This is a genomic window from Streptomyces sp. NPDC001450 (genome assembly GCF_053597295.1).
Genome location: NZ_JBSFHY010000004.1, coordinates 1 through 15,846, shown reverse-complemented (window position 1 = coordinate 15,846; position 15,846 = coordinate 1). Strand labels below are relative to the sequence as shown.

11 protein-coding genes are annotated in these 15,846 nt (G+C 72.5%); 6 read left to right on the top strand and 5 right to left on the bottom strand.

All coding sequences use genetic code 11. The annotated features are described in order from the left end of the window. Positions 1-14: 14 nt before the first annotated feature. Together ACWC5O_RS04970 and ACWC5O_RS04965 are read right to left on the bottom strand one after the other, a co-directional pair. On the bottom strand, positions 15-701 hold the full coding sequence (locus ACWC5O_RS04970; protein ID WP_450582317.1) for a DUF4232 domain-containing protein: 687 nt from the start codon (positions 699-701) through the stop codon (positions 15-17). A gap of 158 nt (positions 702-859) precedes the next feature. Beyond that, entirely contained in the window at positions 860-2,248 is a 1,389-nt protein-coding gene (locus ACWC5O_RS04965; protein WP_450582315.1) for a serine/threonine-protein kinase, read from the bottom strand. 59 nt (positions 2,249-2,307) lie between these two features. Between ACWC5O_RS04965 and ACWC5O_RS04960 the strand changes: the two genes are divergently transcribed. Further along, positions 2,308-2,844 (top strand): RNA polymerase sigma factor, encoded by a 537-nt coding sequence (locus ACWC5O_RS04960; RefSeq protein WP_450582313.1) that lies wholly within the window; start codon positions 2,308-2,310, stop codon positions 2,842-2,844. 33 nt (positions 2,845-2,877) lie between these two features. Here ACWC5O_RS04960 and ACWC5O_RS04955 read toward each other — a convergent pair whose 3' ends face one another. After that, the gene (locus ACWC5O_RS04955) at positions 2,878-5,253 is read right to left on the bottom strand and encodes a SpoIIE family protein phosphatase (RefSeq protein ID WP_450582311.1); all 2,376 of its coding nucleotides are present in this window, start codon (positions 5,251-5,253) and stop codon (positions 2,878-2,880) included. A gap of 264 nt (positions 5,254-5,517) precedes the next feature. Between ACWC5O_RS04955 and ACWC5O_RS04950 the strand changes: the two genes are divergently transcribed. Beyond that, positions 5,518-8,616 carry a glycoside hydrolase family 2 TIM barrel-domain containing protein gene (locus tag ACWC5O_RS04950; RefSeq protein WP_450582309.1) on the top strand — a complete coding sequence of 1,033 codons (3,099 nt, stop codon included), beginning with the start codon at positions 5,518-5,520 and terminating at the stop codon, positions 8,614-8,616. An 81-nt stretch (positions 8,617-8,697) separates the two neighbouring features. After that, positions 8,698-10,596 (top strand): glycoside hydrolase family 9 protein, encoded by a 1,899-nt coding sequence (locus ACWC5O_RS04945; protein ID WP_450582765.1) that lies wholly within the window; start codon positions 8,698-8,700, stop codon positions 10,594-10,596. Between the two features lie 24 nt (positions 10,597-10,620). Here the strand turns inward: ACWC5O_RS04945 and ACWC5O_RS04940 are convergent, their stop codons facing one another. Continuing rightward, entirely contained in the window at positions 10,621-12,252 is a 1,632-nt protein-coding gene (locus ACWC5O_RS04940; protein ID WP_450582307.1) for a multicopper oxidase family protein, read from the bottom strand. 95 nt (positions 12,253-12,347) lie between these two features. Then, a complete protein-coding gene (locus ACWC5O_RS04935; protein ID WP_450582305.1) occupies positions 12,348-13,064 on the bottom strand; it encodes a 2OG-Fe(II) oxygenase in 717 nt (238 codons plus the stop codon). A 137-nt stretch (positions 13,065-13,201) separates the two neighbouring features. Here ACWC5O_RS04935 and ACWC5O_RS04930 point away from each other — a divergent pair, with 137 nt between their 5' ends. From ACWC5O_RS04930 to ACWC5O_RS04920, 3 genes are all read left to right on the top strand, one after another. Then, entirely contained in the window at positions 13,202-13,441 is a 240-nt protein-coding gene (locus ACWC5O_RS04930; RefSeq protein WP_450582303.1) for a hypothetical protein, read from the top strand. A gap of 3 nt (positions 13,442-13,444) precedes the next feature. Continuing rightward, positions 13,445-13,822 carry a toxin Doc gene (locus tag ACWC5O_RS04925; protein WP_450582302.1) on the top strand — a complete coding sequence of 126 codons (378 nt, stop codon included), beginning with the start codon at positions 13,445-13,447 and terminating at the stop codon, positions 13,820-13,822. A 514-nt stretch (positions 13,823-14,336) separates the two neighbouring features. Then, the coding region (locus tag ACWC5O_RS04920; RefSeq protein ID WP_450780922.1) for an RICIN domain-containing protein at positions 14,337-15,846 on the top strand (1,510 nt) is incomplete at its 3' end.

The window sequence follows — 15,846 nt, the reverse complement described above, 5'->3', positions numbered from 1 at the left end:
TCAGGGGACTTCGGTCAGGCGCCGGTACCGGAGTTGAAGACGGTCAGGAAGACGGAGGAGGAGTTCCCGGACACCGGGACCGCTCCGGCCGTCCACGCCACCCTCAGCGGGTCCCGCTCGTCCGGCGGGGTGACCACCAGCGTGGCCGGCGTGGCCGTCTTGGCGCCGCTGATCTCCGGGTTGGAGAAGGTCAGGCCCGCCCAGGCGCTCTGTCCGGGCCGGAGTGTCACCGTCACCGGCGAACCCCCGGACCGCTTGGGGTCCGGGCCGAGCTGGGTGCCGGAGGCGTTCACGAAGGCCGCGCCCGGATAGCCGCGCACGGTGCAGGTCCGGGCGGACCTGTTGGTGAGCACGATGGGGAAGTTCTCCTGGCCGGCGCCCGGGTTGTTGCGGCCGACGGCGGCGCGCAGTTCGGAGGTGTGGCACCGGGTGCTGCTGCTCTCGGTCCTGGTGCCGGTGCCGGAGGATGTGGCCTTGCCCGGGACGGAGGACGACGTCCCGCCGTCCGGTGTCGAGGCGGCGGCGGACGTGCCGGAGGAGGGCGAGCCGTCCGTGGCCTCGGTCGCCGGACCGGCGGTGCCCGGCACCGACTGGGGCGTGGAGTGGACGTCGTGGCTGCCGCAGGCGGTCAGGAGGCCCAGTACGGCCGCCGTGCCCGCGAGCAGGGCTCCGCGCTGCAATGACCGGGATGAGTACGCCATGTCGCTCAACACTCCTGGATGCTCACGGCACGCGGCTGACGCGTGCCTTCGGCGCCGGGTGCGCCGTCATCACACTCCGATGCCCGGGCCACCGGAAAGGTTCGGGACTCGCAGAGTTCTTTTCCCCGATTTGACCCTGCTCGACCTCGTGCGTCGTGTCAGGTGACCCGCAGGGAGCGGAGTATGGCCTCGGTCGCGTCCTTGTCACCCTGCTGGCGTACCTGCACATACACCTGTGGCCGAGCGGAGCCGTCCGCCGGGCCGAGCGCGGACTCGGTGACGGATCCGCCGTCCGGACAGGCGTTCCAGGTCCGGATCAGGCCGCGCCACCGGGCGCCGGTGAAGGTGCGGCTGCCGGTTTCGCGGCAGCCGGAGTGGGCGAGGGCCTTCACCCGGGCGGTGACGTCGCCGTGCTCGCTGACCCCGAGGAACACACCGTCGACCGCGGTCTTCAGGTCGGACCAGTGCGCCACGTCGTCGGCGACCACCAGGCCCGGCTGGTGCCCCGCCGGCAGCCCGAGCGCGTGCGGATCCCAGCCGGAGCCGCGCACCTGCCGGGCCCAGTCGGCCGGCACCTGCACGGCGACCCGGCCGGTGGCGTCCTTCACCGTGGACTGCTCGGCGGCGCCCGGCTGGTGGAGCACCACCGTGACGGTGACGGCGGCGGCCCCGGCGGCGAGCACCGCGGCCAGCACCAGCGTCCCGGTGCCGAGCCGGCCCCGGACGCCGTCGAGCCGCCTGCCCGGCCGGACGCCGGAGGCCGCCGCCAGCCGCTCCAGTTCGTCCGCGAACGCGTGCGCCGTCGGCCAGCGCCGCTCGCGGTCCGGCTCCAGGGCGCGCAGCAACGCCCGCTCGACGTCCTCGCCGAGGTCCGGCCGCAGCCGCCGGGGCGGTACGACCCTCCCCGGCGGCCCGGGCACGGTCCCGGTGACCAGCTCGTAGCCCACCGCGCCGAGGCTGTAGACGTCGGCGCGGGCGTCGATGCCCTCCCCGGGCTCGGCCTGTTCCGGCGGCTGATAGCCCGCCGAGCCCGCCGCGAGCGTGAGCACCGAGGCCTGCGCGAGGCTCTTGGCCAGGCCCAGGTCGGCCAGCAGCAGGCGCCGCTCGCCGTCCGGGGTGGTGTGCAGCAGCACGTTGGTCGGCTTGATGTCGCGGTGCACGATGCCCGCCTCGTGCAGCGCGGCGGCGCTGCGTGTGGTCTGCGCGGTCAGCGCGAGCGCCTGGGGAACCGGCAGCGGGCCGGCCGCCAGCAGATCGGCGAGGGTGCCGCCGTCGGCGTACTGCATCACGAAGTACGGCCTGCCGTCCGGCAGTTCACCGATGTCGTAGACCTGCACCACCCGGCTGGAGCCGGCCCGGCGCAGCAGCCGGGCCTCGGACAGGAAGCGCTCCCGGATGTCGAGCCGGTGGGCCCAGTTCTCGGCGAGGACCTTCACCGCCACCAGGGCGTCCAGCTCGTCGTCGTGAGCGAGCCACACCGTGGCGAAGGCGCCGGTGCCCAGGGTTCGTTCGAGGCGGTAGCGGCCGATCCGCTCCAGGGAGTGCATACGACTATCATGCCTGCCCTGAGATCGACTTCGAGGGGGACCCTGACGTGCAGGATGGGGTGACGGCCGAAGACCTTGCCCGGCGTGCCGCGGCGGGCGACCGAGCGGCCCTGGACCGGCTGCTGACCGAGCTGCGGCCCGATGTGGTGCGCCGCTGCGGGCGCTTCCTGCCCTGCCGGGAGGACGCCGAGGAGGCCGCCCAGGACGTGTTGCTCCAGGTGGCCCGGCACATCTCCGCCTTCGAGGGCCGCAGCCGCTTCAGCACCTGGCTGTACACGGTCGTCGCCAACTGCTGCCGGCAGAAGTACCGCGAGCTGAAGCGGCGGGCGGCCGAACAGCCCGTGGCCATCGAGCCCGCCGAGCGCATCGACCCGCGCACCACCAGCGTCATCGCGGGTTCCCGGATCGATCTGCTGGAGGCCCTGGACCGGCTGGAGCGCGAGCATCCGCACCTGGTCGCGCCGCTGGTCTACCGGGACATCTGCCAGCTGGAGTACGCCGAGGTCGCCGAGCGCGTCGGCATCCCCCTCGGCACGCTCAAGTCCCGGCTGCACGAGGCCCGCAAACTGGTACGGCCCTGGCTGCGGGGCTACTGACCCCCGTTACCGGTCCCCGTTACCGGTCCCCTGTCACTGGTCCTCCCCCAGCAGCGACAGCTCCGCCCAGATCGTCTTGCCCTCCGTGGTGTGCCTGCTGCCCCAGCGCTGGGTGAGCTGGGCGACCAGCAGCAGCCCGCGGCCGCCCTCGTCGAACGTCTTGGCGCGCCTGAGGTGCGGGGCGGTGTGGCTGGTGTCGGACACCTCGACGATCAGTGTGACCGGGTCGTGGATCAGCCGCAGCCGTATCGGGTGGGCGCCGTACCGGATGGCGTTGGTGACCAGCTCGCTCACCACCAGCTCCGTCGTGAACCCGATCTCGCTCAGCGACCAGCGCTCCAGCTGGTCCAGGGCCTGCTTGCGGATCGGTGCGACCAGCGCCGGATCGGCGGGGATGTCCCAGGTCGCCACCTGGGAGGGGGCCAGTCCCCGGGTGCGGGCCAGCAGCAGCGCCACGTCGTCGGCGGTGCCGCCCGGCGGCAGCAGCGCGTGCAGGATCTGGTCGCAGGTCTCGTCCAGGGAGTCCGCGTAGGCCCGCAGCGCCTGCAACAGCAGCTGCCTGCCGGAGTCCCCGGCACGCTCCCGGGACACCACCAGACCGTCCGTGTACAGGGCGAGGACGGTGCCCTCGGGCAGCCCCACCTCGGCCGATTCGAACGGCAGCCCGCCCAGGCCCAGTGGGGGACCGGCGGGCAGGTCCAGCTGGTGGGGCTCGCCGCCCGGCATCAGCACCACCGGTGGCGGATGCCCGGCCCGGGCCAGCGTGCAGCGCCGCGACACCGGGTCGTACACGGCGTACAGACAGGTGGCGCCGACCTCGCCGGGGCTGCCCTCGCCGCCGGACTCCTCCGACAGCCGGACCACGAGGTCGTCGAGGTGGGTGAGCAGTTCGTCCGGGGCCAGGTCGATGTCGGCGAGGGTGCGGACGGCGGTCCGCAGCCGGCCCATGGTGGCCGAGGCCTGGATGCCGTGCCCGACGACGTCCCCGACGACCATCGCGACCCGCATCCCGGACAGCGGGATCACGTCGAACCAGTCGCCGCCCACCCCGGCCCGGGCTGCCGGCAGATAGCGGGAGGAGGCCTCCAGGGCGGCCGTGCACGGGAGCGAGCGGGGCAGCAGGCTGCGCTGCAGCGCGAGGGCGGTCTCGCGCTCACGGGAGTAGCGGCGCGCGTTGTCGATGCAGACGGCGGCCCGGCCGGTGATCTCCTCGGCCAGCAGCATGTCGTCGTCGGTGAACGGCTCCGGGCGCCGGTGCCGGGTGAGGACCGCGACCCCGAGGGTCAGCCCACGGGCCTGGATCGGCACGGACATCGAGGAGTGGATCCCGAACTCCCGCACCCGCTCGCCGCGCACGCTGCTCCAGGTCAGCCACTGGGCCATGTCGCCCCCGGCCACCGTGGCCCGGATGGTGCGGCCGGCGGTCAGCGAGTCGGCCTGCGGGGAGAAGTCCGGGTACACCTCGATCTGCCCGGGCTTGGCGACCGCCTCCGGAATGCCCCTGAGGATCGACTGGTGGGCGACCCGGCGCAGGTTCACCGGGGCGGTGATGCGGGCCGGGGGCTCGCCGCCGTACTCCTGCGGGTCCAGCAGGTCGATGGTGACGAAGTCGGCGAGCGCGGGCACGCACACGTCCGCCAGCTCCTGCGCCGTACGGGTGACGTCGAGGGTGGAGCCGATGCGCACGCTGGCCTCGTTCAGCAGCTGCAGCCGCTGCCGGGCCCGGTAGTTGTCGGTGACGTCGTGTGCCGCCAGGCACACGCCCCGCACCCGGCCCTCGGCGTCGGTGACCGGCGCCAGCCGGGCCAGCCAGGCGTGCGACCGGTCCTCGCCGCTGGTGCGCATGAAGGTCTGGATGTCCAGCGGCCGGCCGGTGGTGAGGACCTGGAGCATGTTCTGCTCCAGCTCCTCGCTCTGCTGCTTGCCGCCGATCTCCGCGATCCTGAGGCCCCGCACGCGCTCCTCGGGCAGGCCGATCACCTCGGCCATGGCCCCGTTCATCCGGCGCAGCCGCAGCGCGTCGTCGTACACGGCGACCGCGCAGGGCGACTGGATCAGCTCGGCCCGGGCGAGCGGATCGTCGGCGGCGCCGGGGTCGCGGCCGGTCAGCGGGGTGACCACGAGCCAGTCGCCACGGTGGCCGTCGCCCGGCGGCCGACGGTGGGCGAGCAGCCACACGTCGACCGTGCGGCCGTCGCGGTGGCGCAATCCGACCGTGCCCTCCCAGCGCACGCCGGAGGGCACGACCACGGGGTCGGCCAGCAGCCGGGCCGCGGGGCGGCCCAGGACGTCGTCCGCCGGGTGGCCGAGCAGACGTCGCGCGCCCTCGTTCCACTCCACCAGCGTTCCGTCGTCGTCGATGACAGCCCGGGCCGTCGCCGCGTCGTCGAACGGATAGACCCGGCTCATCGTCGCCGCTCCCAAGCGCACACTCACAGTGAACAGGTGGCACCACTTGCGTTCCAGCGTAGTGCGTCGCGCACTCCCGTGAACCGCACCCCCCGGTGACCGGCCGATCCGTCGAACACGGTCAAGGGGGAATTCCGGCCGAAGCGCCGGCCGGGACAGGCGCAGGGTCCCGCGCCCTTGACGACCGCGTGTGGCAGTCCGTCAGAATCTGTTTGTTCACGTTCAGTTGTGAGTACTTCTGGGTCCTGATGAGGGAGAGCCGCCATGACGGTCACTCGCAGATCGGTTCTGGTCGCAGCCACGGCAGCGCCCGCGGCCGGAGCACTCCTGGGCGGCCAGGACGCCGCGGCGGCACCGGCCGCCGGGGCGTCCGGTGCCGCGCCGGGACGCCACACCGTCCCGCTGCGCGACGGCTGGCGCTTCGCGCTGGTCAACGCGGGCGGCATCACCGACCCGACCGGCGCCTACGCACAGGCCGCCGAGCCGGGATACGACGACTCGGCCTGGCGCGAGGTCGCCGTACCGCACGACTGGAGCATCGAGCAGACCCCCACGACGGATGACGGCACCACCAGCGGCACCGGCTTCTTCCCGGGCGGCCTCGGCTGGTACCGGCTGACCTTCACCCTGCCGCCCGCCCATGCCGGCAAGCGGATCGCGGTGGAGTTCGACGGCGTCTACATGGACTCGTACGTCTACTGCAACGGCACCGAGGTAGGCCGCCACCCCTACGGCTACACCGGCTTCGCCCTCGACCTCACCGACCTGGTGCACACCGACGGCAGCACCCCGGACGTCCTCGCGGTGAAGGTCCAGAACCAGCTGCCGAGCAGCCGCTGGTACTCGGGCAGCGGCATCTACCGCGAGGCCCGCCTGGTGATCACCGAGCCCGTGCACGTGGCCCGCTGGGGCACCTGCGTCACCACACCCGAGGCCGGTGCCGAACAGGCCGTGGTGCGGGTCGCCACCACCGTCCTCAACGAGTCCGGCACCGGCACGGACGTCGAGGTCCTGTCCCGGATCACCGGCCCCGACGGCCGCACGGTCGCCCGTACGTCCACCACGGTCGCCGTCTCCGAGCAGGCCACCGAGACCCACGAACTGACCGTCCCCGAGCCCCTCCTGTGGGACTTCACCAGCCCGGACCACCGCTACACCCTGCACACCGAACTCCGCGCCGGCGGCCGCACCACCGACACGTACCGCACCCCCTTCGGTATCCGCGCCTACCGCTTCGACCCGGACGAGGGCTTCTCCCTCAACGGCACCCCCGCCAAGATCAAGGGCGTCGACCTCCACCACGACCAGGGCGCCCTCGGCGCGGCGATCAGCGTCGACGCGGTGCGCCGACAGATGACGATCATGAAGTCGATGGGCGTCAACGCCTTCCGCACCTCGCACAACCCGCCGTCGCCGCAGATGATCCAGGTCTGCGAGGACCTGGGCATCGTGATGATGGTCGAGGCCTTCGACTGCTGGAAGACCGGCAAGACCAGGTACGACTACGGCCGGTTCTTCGACGAGTGGTGCGAGAAGGACGCCACGGAGATGGTGCTGGCCGCCCGCAACTCGCCGGCCGTCGTCCTGTGGTCCATCGGCAACGAGATCCCCGACTCCACCTCGACCGCCGGGCTCGCCATGGCCGACCGGATCATCGGCGCGATCAAGGCCGCCGACGACACCCGTCCGGTCGTCATCGGCTCGAACAAGTACCACGGCGTGCCCGCCACCGGTTCCGCGGCCGACCGCATGCTCGCCAAGCTCGACGGCCTGGGCCTGAACTACAACACGGCCAGGTCGGTCGACGCCCTGCACGCCAAGTACCCCCACCTGTTCCTCTTCGAGTCCGAGTCCTCCTCGGAGACGTCGACCCGGGGCTCGTACCAGGAGCCGGAGCACCTCAACACCGGCGAGAACCACACGCCGGGCAGGCGGGAGACCTCCTCCTACGACAACAACCTCGCCTCCTGGACGATGAGCGGCGAGTACGGGCACAAGAAGGACCGGGACCGGAAGTGGTTCGCGGGGCAGTTCCTGTGGTCGGGCATCGACTACATCGGCGAGCCGACCCCGTACGACGTCTTCCCGGTGAAGGCGTCCTTCTTCGGCGCCGTCGACACGGCCGGTTTCCCGAAGGACATGTACCACCTGTTCCGGAGCCAGTGGACGACCGGGCCGATGGTCCACCTGCTGCCGATGACCTGGAACCACGAGGAGGGCGAAACGGTCGAGGTCTGGGCGTACGCCAACGTCCCGTCCGTCGAGCTCTTCCTCAACGGGCGGTCCCTCGGGGTACGGGAGTTCGACGTCAAGAAGACCACCGACGGCCGCGGTTACCTGGAGACCACCGAGGCCACCGGCGACGACAAGACCTTCACCGACGGCCCCTACCCGGGCAGTTACACCAGCCCCAACGGCAGCGCGGGCAAGCTGCACCTGACCTGGAAGGTGCCGTACCGGCCCGGTGAGCTGAAGGCGGTGGCCCGGCGGGACGGCAAGGTGGTCGCCACCGACGTGCTGCGCACCGCAGGCGCCCCGCACGCCGTGCGCCTGACCGCCGACCGCACGTCCCTGTCCGCCGACGGCCGTTCACTGGTCTTCGTGACCGCCGACATCGTGGACGCGCACGGAGTGGTCGTGCCCGACGCCGAGCACCTCATCGCCTTCGACGTGACCGGCGGCTCCCTGGCCGGCCTCGACAACGGCCGCGAGGAGAGCGCCGAGCGCTACCAGGCCAGTACCCGCACCGCCTTCCACGGGAAGGCCCTCGCCATCGTCCGCTCCGGCGGCGAGCCGGGCACGCTGAAGGTCACGGCGCGGGCGGACGGCCTGCGCAAGGGCACGGTGAGCGTGCGCGCCACACCGGCCCGCGGCGCAGCCACCACCGCGGCGCCCGCCTTCGAGCCCGACTATCCGGCTGCCCCCAACTATCCTTGTGCGGATTCCAGTTACTCCGGCCGCCCGGACAGCCTGCCCGCCGCGATGCTGGACGGCGACCCGGCCACGGGCTGGTCCAACGCCTTCGTCAAGTCGGCCACGGCCCTGCTGCCCGCCTTCAGCGGGGCCCGCGCCGAGGACTGGGTGTCGGTCGACTTCGGGCGGGCCCGGACCGTCGACCGGGTGGCGGTCTCCTTCACGGTCGACGGCACGCACGCCCTGCCCGTCAAGGCCGAGGTGGCGGTGTGGGACGGGAGCGCCTACACGCCGGTGACGGGCGCGAAGGTGGACTGGGCCACCGCCTCGGACAGCCCGACGGTGATCACCTTCGACGCCGTACGCGGTGCACGGGTGCGCCTCATGCTCGCCAGTGCGTACCCGGGCGAGGCCAGGGGTGCGGTGCGCATCAGCCGGCTCGACGTCTAGCCGGTCGAGGACCCGGACGGGGACGGCGCTCGCAGCCGTCCCCGTCCGAACCGTTGACGGAGTGTCATGTCTGGAACAAGCATGGTGTGCGTCCGCATCTGGGAGCGCTCCCATCGCAGGGCGCGTCACCCCACACCTCCTCCGAGGAGCCCAGACGTGAAACGACGCAGCGCCGCCCTACTGTCCCTCACCGCCGTGCTCACGGTGGCTTTCACCGCTCTGCCGGCCGGCCCGGCCGGGGCCGGGCAGAGCGCCGTGCGGGAGGTGTACGAGCCCGACACCGGCCCCCGGGTCCGCGTCAACCAGGTGGCCTACCTGCCCGCCGGACCGAAGAACGCCACCCTCGTCACCGACGCCACCGCCCCGCTGCCCTGGCAGCTGGAGAACGCCGACGGGAGGACGGTCGCCCACGGCTGGACCGTGCCGCGCGGCACCGACGTCTCCTCCGGGCAGAACGTCCACTCGATCGACTTCGGTGCCTTCCGTGGCCGCGGCACGGACTTCACACTGGTCGCCGACGGGGAGACGAGCCGCCCGTTCGACATCGGGGCGAGCGCCTACGGGCAACTGAGCCTCGACTCGCTGAAGTACTACTACACGCAGCGCAGCGGCATCGCGATCCGCGACGACCTGCGGCCCGGCTACGGCCGCCCGGCCGGCCACCTGAACACGGCCCCCAACCAGGGCGACGCGAACGTTCCCTGCCGGCCGGGCCTGTGCGACTACACGCTGGACGTCACCGGCGGCTGGTACGACGCCGGCGACCACGGCAAGTACGTCGTCAACGGCGGCATCTCCACCTGGGAGCTGCTGAGCACCTACGAGCGTTCCCTGCTCGCCCGTACCGGACGGCCCGGACGGCTCGGTGACGGGAGCCTGGCCCTCCCCGAGAGCGGCAACAAGGTGCCGGACATCCTCGACGAGGCGCGCTGGGAGCTTGAGTTCCTGCTGAAGATGCAGGTCCCGGACGGGCGGCCGCTCGCAGGCATGGCTCACGGCAAGGTGCACGACGCCCAGTGGACCGGGCTGCCCCTGCTGCCCGGCGACGACCCGCAGCAGCGGGAGCTGCACGCACCGACCACCCAGGCCACGCTCAACCTGGCGGCGACCGCCGCCCAGGCCGCCCGTCTGTACCGGCCCTACGACCGGGCGTTCGCGACGCGGGCGCTCACGGCCGCCCGCAAGGCCTGGCAGGCCGCGCTCGCGCACCCGGAGACCTATCCCGACCCGAACGACGGCATCGGCGGCGGTGCCTACCCCGACGACAACGCCTCCGACGAGTTCTACTGGGCGGCGGCGGAGCTGTATCTCACCACCGGGGAGCGGGAGTTCGCGGACTTCGTACTGAAGTCGCCCGTCCACACCGCCGACGTCTTCGGCCCGCTCGGCTTCGACTGGGGCCGCACGGCGGCGGCCGGCCGCCTCGACCTCGCCACCGTGCCCAACAAGCTGCCGGGCCGGGACCAGGTCCGCCGGTCGGTGATCAAGGGCGCCGACACCTACCTGGCGACCGCCGCGTCCCAGCCGTACGGCATGCCCTACGCACCCGACGGCAACCTCTACGACTGGGGCTCCAACGCCCAGGTCCTCAACAACGCGCATGTCGTCGCCACCGCCTACGACCTCACGGGCGCGGCGAAGTACCGGGACGGAGCGCTGGAGAGCATGGACTACGTCCTCGGCCGCAACGCGCTGAACATCTCCTACGTCACCGGTTACGGCGAGGTCAGCTCCCACCGCCAGCACAGCCGTTGGTACGCCCGCGAACTCGACCCGAACCTCCCGGATCCGCCCCGGGGCACCCTCGCCGGAGGCGCCAACTCGAGCATCCAGGACCCGTACGCGCAGAGCAGGCTGAAGGGCTGCACGGGCCAGTTCTGCTACATCGACGACATCCAGTCCTGGTCCACCAACGAAACGGCCGTCAACTGGAACGCGGCGCTGGCCTGGATGGCCTCGTTCGTGGCGGACCAGGGGTAGGGGTGTCTCCTCCGGATCACCCGGTCACTTGCGGTACCCGAGGATGGTCATCATGCCGCTCTCCGAGTGGTACTGGTTGTGGCAGTGGAACATCCAGAGGCCGGGGTTGTCGGCGTCGAACTCGACGACCAGCTTGCGGTGGGGGAGGACGATCGCGGTGTCCTTGCGTGCGCCGACGGCGTCCAGGCCGGTCATGGCGAACGTGTGGCCGTGCAGGTGCATCGGGTGCCACATGTCGGTGGCGTTGATGAGCGTGAGCCGCACTCGCTCGCCGGCGCGGACCGGGTGGCGCTGGCGGTCGTCGTACTGCTGGTGGTCGAAGCCCCAGTCGTACTTCGCCATGGTGCCGGTCACTCTGATGCGCATCTCACGGTCGGGTTCGCGGTCGTCGAGGGCCACGGAGTCGTGCGGTACGAGACGGCGGGCCGGGACGACCTCCCTGTCGAGCTCGTCCGGGCGGACATTGACCGGGGGGACGGTTCTCCCCTTGTCGGTGCGCAGGACGGCGAGGGCCCGGCCCTTCTTGCCCTCGGCCAGCGCGACCAGGGGGAAGACGCCGTCCTTGGCGGTGACGAGCACGTCGTAGCGCTCGGCCATGCCGATGAGGAGGGCGTCGGTCGTCCTGTGCTCCACCGGGTAGCCGTCGGTGTGCGTGACGGTCAGCCGGTGGCCCCCCAGTGCGACGCGGAAGGCGGTTTCGGAGCCGGCGTTGATGAGGCGCAGCCGGATGCGGTCACCGGGGCGGCACCGGAACATCGAGGGCTGGGTGGGCATGCGGCCGTTGGCGAGGTAGAGGGGATAGTTCACGCTGCCGGCCTCGCTGCGGAGCATCTGGCTGTGCGAGCCGTGCAACACGCGGCTCGGGCCGGAGGACCTGTGCGAGGGCGAGGCGTGCGGGCTCGCCGGCTTGCCGGGACCGTGACCGCCCTGACCGGGACCCATGGCCATGCTGCCCGTCTTCATGCCCGTGCCCGGCTTGAGCTGGGCGAGCACCCCGTCGGGGGTGGAGCCGTCCACGCCGTCGAGCCAGTCGTCCAGGATGACGATCCATTCCTTGTCGTACTTGAGGGGCTCCTTGGGGTCGTCGACGATGAGCGGGGCGTACAGACCGCGGTCGGGCTGGAGCCCGACGTGGGAGTGGAGGAAATAGGTGCCCGGATGGGAGACGGTGAAGCGGTAGGTGAAGTCGGTTCCCGCAGCGATGGCCCGCTGGGTCAGGCTCGGAACGCCGTCCATGTCGCAGCGCATGCGCACGCCGTGGGAGTGGAGCGTGGTGGTCTCCGGCAGCCGGTTGGCGAGCGTGAGGCTGAGGACGTCGCCGGCGGTGACGCGCACCAGTGGACCGGGCAGCTGATCGTGGTAGGCCCAGGTCCGCACGTGCCGCCCGCCCAGGTCCAGCGTCGTTTCGGCGGCGGTCAGCTTCAGCATGCGCACCGGGCCGGAGCCGCGCTTGCGTTCCGCGGCGCGGACCTCCGGACCCGACGGGTCGACATATCCCTTGGGCCCCGGGGGGACGAAGTCCCCTTCGCCGGCCGCCGTGCCCCGTCGGGGGCCGGAGCGGGTTTGGGAGCCGGAGTCGGTGCAGGCAGCCAGGAGTCCCGCGCCGGCGGCAGCGAACGGGGCTCGGAGCAGGGTACGCCGCGAAGGTGTGTGCATAAATGAAATAAGACACGTTTTGCGCTGATATGTGAGGGAACCTCGGCGGCGCGTCTGGTGATGTCGGGTCTCGGAAAGCGCAGAGCCCGGCCGTCTCAGGCGGCGTCGTGGAACACCAGACCCAGGGTGCGCCGGTGGCCGGACCGCACGGTGCTCACCCCGTGCCGCACCGCTTTGGCCGACCAGCCGCGGCGGGTGCGCACGGGTCGGTCGCGGGTCGTGAACGCCAGCCCGTGCCCCTGCCGCAGGACGCCCGTGGTGCCCCGGGACTGGGCGCGCGGCCGTTGCTCCACCAGCAGGAACTCGCCGCCGGTGTAGTCGGTGCCGGACACGTCCAGGGCGATGACGACCTGGAGCGGGAAGACCAGCTCGCCGAACACGTCCCGGTGCAGGGCGTTCCAGTCGCCCGGACCGTAGCTCAGCAGGATCTGCGCCGACCGGTCCTGGCCGGCGGCATGGCAGCGCTCCAGCCACTCGGCCAGGGAGTCCGGCCAGGGCGCCGGACGGTCCAGACGGGCCGCCCATTCCCGGGCGACGGGGAGCAGGCGCGGGTAGAGGGTGGCCCGCAGCGCGGCCACGGGGGCGGGCAGGTCGTGCGTGAAATAGCGGTACTCGCCGGAGCCGAACCGGTGCCGGGCCAGATCGACGGTGGTGCGGAACAGCTCCGGCCTCTCGTACAAGGCGGCCGGGCCGGCGCACTCCTCGGGGGTCAGCAGCGGGCCCGTGGGCGCGCAGCCGTGCTCGTCCGACTCGGCCGCGGCCCAGTCGGTGCCGGCCACGCGACGGCGGGCCTCGGCCGGGGTGAACTCCATGGGTCCAGTCTGCTGCGCCCGGCGCCGTGTCACCGGCGGAAGTCGGACATGGCGCTGACACTCCGCAGGTACCGCGGGAAAGGGTGCCTGACCTGGGTGTATTTACGGGTGAGTACCCGCGCGGTACCGTGAGGGGCATGCCAGCTCTCAACGTGGAGTTCAGCGAACGCGAACTAGAGGACCTGCGGCAGATCGCCAAGGAACGGGGTACGTCGATGAAGGCCCTCGTACGCGAGGCGGCCGCCGCCGACATCGCCCGGCACCGGGCGCTGCAGGAGGGCGCGCAGGCCTTCCGGAGCTTCTTCACCGCCCATGCCGAGGAGTTCGCGGCCGCGTTTCCCGACGACGAGGCCCCCGCCAGGGGCGAGGCCGCCTGAGCGATGTCCTCCGTCATCCATATCGACGTCCCGTGGCTGCTCCAGCGCCACGAGGAGGTCCTGCCCGACCAGCCCACGGTCGACGACTTCTCCGCGCTGGTCGCCGCCGTCGCCCGGCACCGTGTCGACCCGCCCCGGCTCGGCGTGGACTCCGACCCGGCCTGGCGGGCCGCCGCCCTGCTGCACACCCTCGCCGTGCTCAAGCCGCTGCCCGCGGCCAACGCCCGCTTCGCCTGCGCGACCGCCGTGGCCTACATGTTCGTCAGCGGCGTCGGCATCGACCCGCCCTACGGCGCCCTGGTCGACCTCGCCCGCGACCTGATGTCAGGCAAGACCGACGCGTACGGCGCGGCCGACCGGCTCCGTTCCTGGCAGATCTGATCCGGGCAGGATCTGGCACCGCCGCGGCCGCCGGGGGAAGCCGCCGGGGCCGGCGGCCGCGGGCGGGAGGAACGGGGCCGGCGGCCGGTTTCGCGCAGGAGGGCTTCCCCCGGCTCTCGGCCTCGCTCGAGCCGGGGCCCCCACCCCGCGCGGGGCCTTGCGAGAGGCCTGGCCTCAGTCCACTACCGGGCCGCGCACCCCGGGAGCGTGCGCGGCCGGCCGCTGTGTGCGCACCCTTCGCACGGGGCACACGGAAAACCGAAAGCCGGCGCGGCGGACTGCGACCTCTGCCGAATTCTGACTTTCCTTCAAACCGGCCGATGTCGTACGTGCGCCTTGTTGCATGTGTGGAAGTTGTGCAAGGGTTGAAACGACCGTGCGGGGGGTAATCGCCGGAGTCCTTTCGGCAGTTGGGGAACCGGGCCGGCAGAGCCGCACCGGAGAATTCCCGCTCCCCGCGCGCACATCCCCGAGATGGGCGCCAACTCGCCATACGCACAAAGGAATCCGCTCAGTGCCCACCCCCCACCCTCCTCGTCCTCCCTATCCGCCCCCAGGGGGCGATACCGGGGAGTCGGACGAGTCCCTCGCCGCGCCGCTGCGCGCCGGCTCCGACGCGGAGGCCTCCCGGTCCGCCGCCCTGCTGATGGCCCGGCACTGGCAGCCGGTCCACGACTACGCGGTCATCTGCCTGGCCGCACCCGGGCCCCTCGCCCACATGGTCTCCGCCGCCGCCTTCCACCAGGTTCTCGACCGGCTCGCGCTCGGCGAACCCGCCGAGGCGATACGGCCGCGCCTGCTGGTGGCCGTCCGGGACAACGTCGTGAACTGGGCCGCCACGGACCGGATAGCCGCCGTACTGCCGGGTCTTCTGAAACCCGCCGGAGGCCGCGGTATGCGTACCGCGAAGTCCCTGATACCGGAAAACCGTGCGCTTTCCGAACGTTCTTTCCAGGGCCTTCCTCGGCTCGAACAGGCGTTGTTGTGGCACACCGAGGTCGAGGCCGAGCCGATAAACGTCCCCGCGGGACTGCTCGGCATGGACATCGACCGTGCGGCGGCCGCACTCGAACAGGCCCGCGACACATTCCGGGAAGGCTGTGTCCGCGCGCACCGGGACCTCGCGCCGAGCACCGACTGCCGCCACTACAACCGCCTTCTCGACGTACCGATCCGTCGGGGCGGAGCACTGCTGCCGGACGTCCAGCAGCATCTCGCCGCCTGCCCCTACTGCCGGCACGCCGCCGAGCAACTCGGCCAGATCGAGGCCGGACTCGGCGTGCTGCTCGCCGAGGCGGTCCTCGGCTGGGGCGCCCGCCGGTACCTGGAGTCCCGCCCCGGCCGCCGACGGCCCGGCCCCGCCCGTACCCGCAGCACCTCCCGGCGCTCCGGTGGCCGCAGACGCGGCGGCGGCAAACCCGGACTGCTCGACCGGGTCGCGGTGCCCGGCGGCCGCCGACGGGGTGAGGGGGACCCCGGAACGCGCCCCCGGACCCGCGGGCGCCGGGCGAGCGGCGACGGTTGGTCGTCCAGGACGCTGCTCACCGGAGTCGGGGTCGCCTCGGCCGGGCTGCTCGCGACCGTCCTCGCGATCAGCGTGTGGCCGGACGGCGGCGACGGCACCGACCCGGTCGCCTCCACGGGCGCCGCCCCCGGCACCGACGCCCAGTCCCCGCCCGCCTCGGCCACCACGCCCGGCACGGCGGGCCTGCCCGCATCCGGACGGCCGACCCGGCTGCACAACGCCGCCGCCGACCTGTGCCTGGACATCAGGGGCAGGCCCACGGCCGGCGCGAGCGCCACGCTCGCCGTCTGCTCCTCCGCGTCCACGCAGCAGTGGACGTACGAGACCGACGGGCTGCTGCGCAGCGCGGCCGGCTCCGGCCTTTGCCTGGACTCGCACGCCGACGCGGGCGTCGTCATCCTCGGCACCTCCGCCAGGCGCCGCGGCGGGGCCGCGCCCTCGCAGTACACCTCGACGTACGCCTCCGTGCGCCAGCCGAGCGCGGCGGGCTTCACGGTCG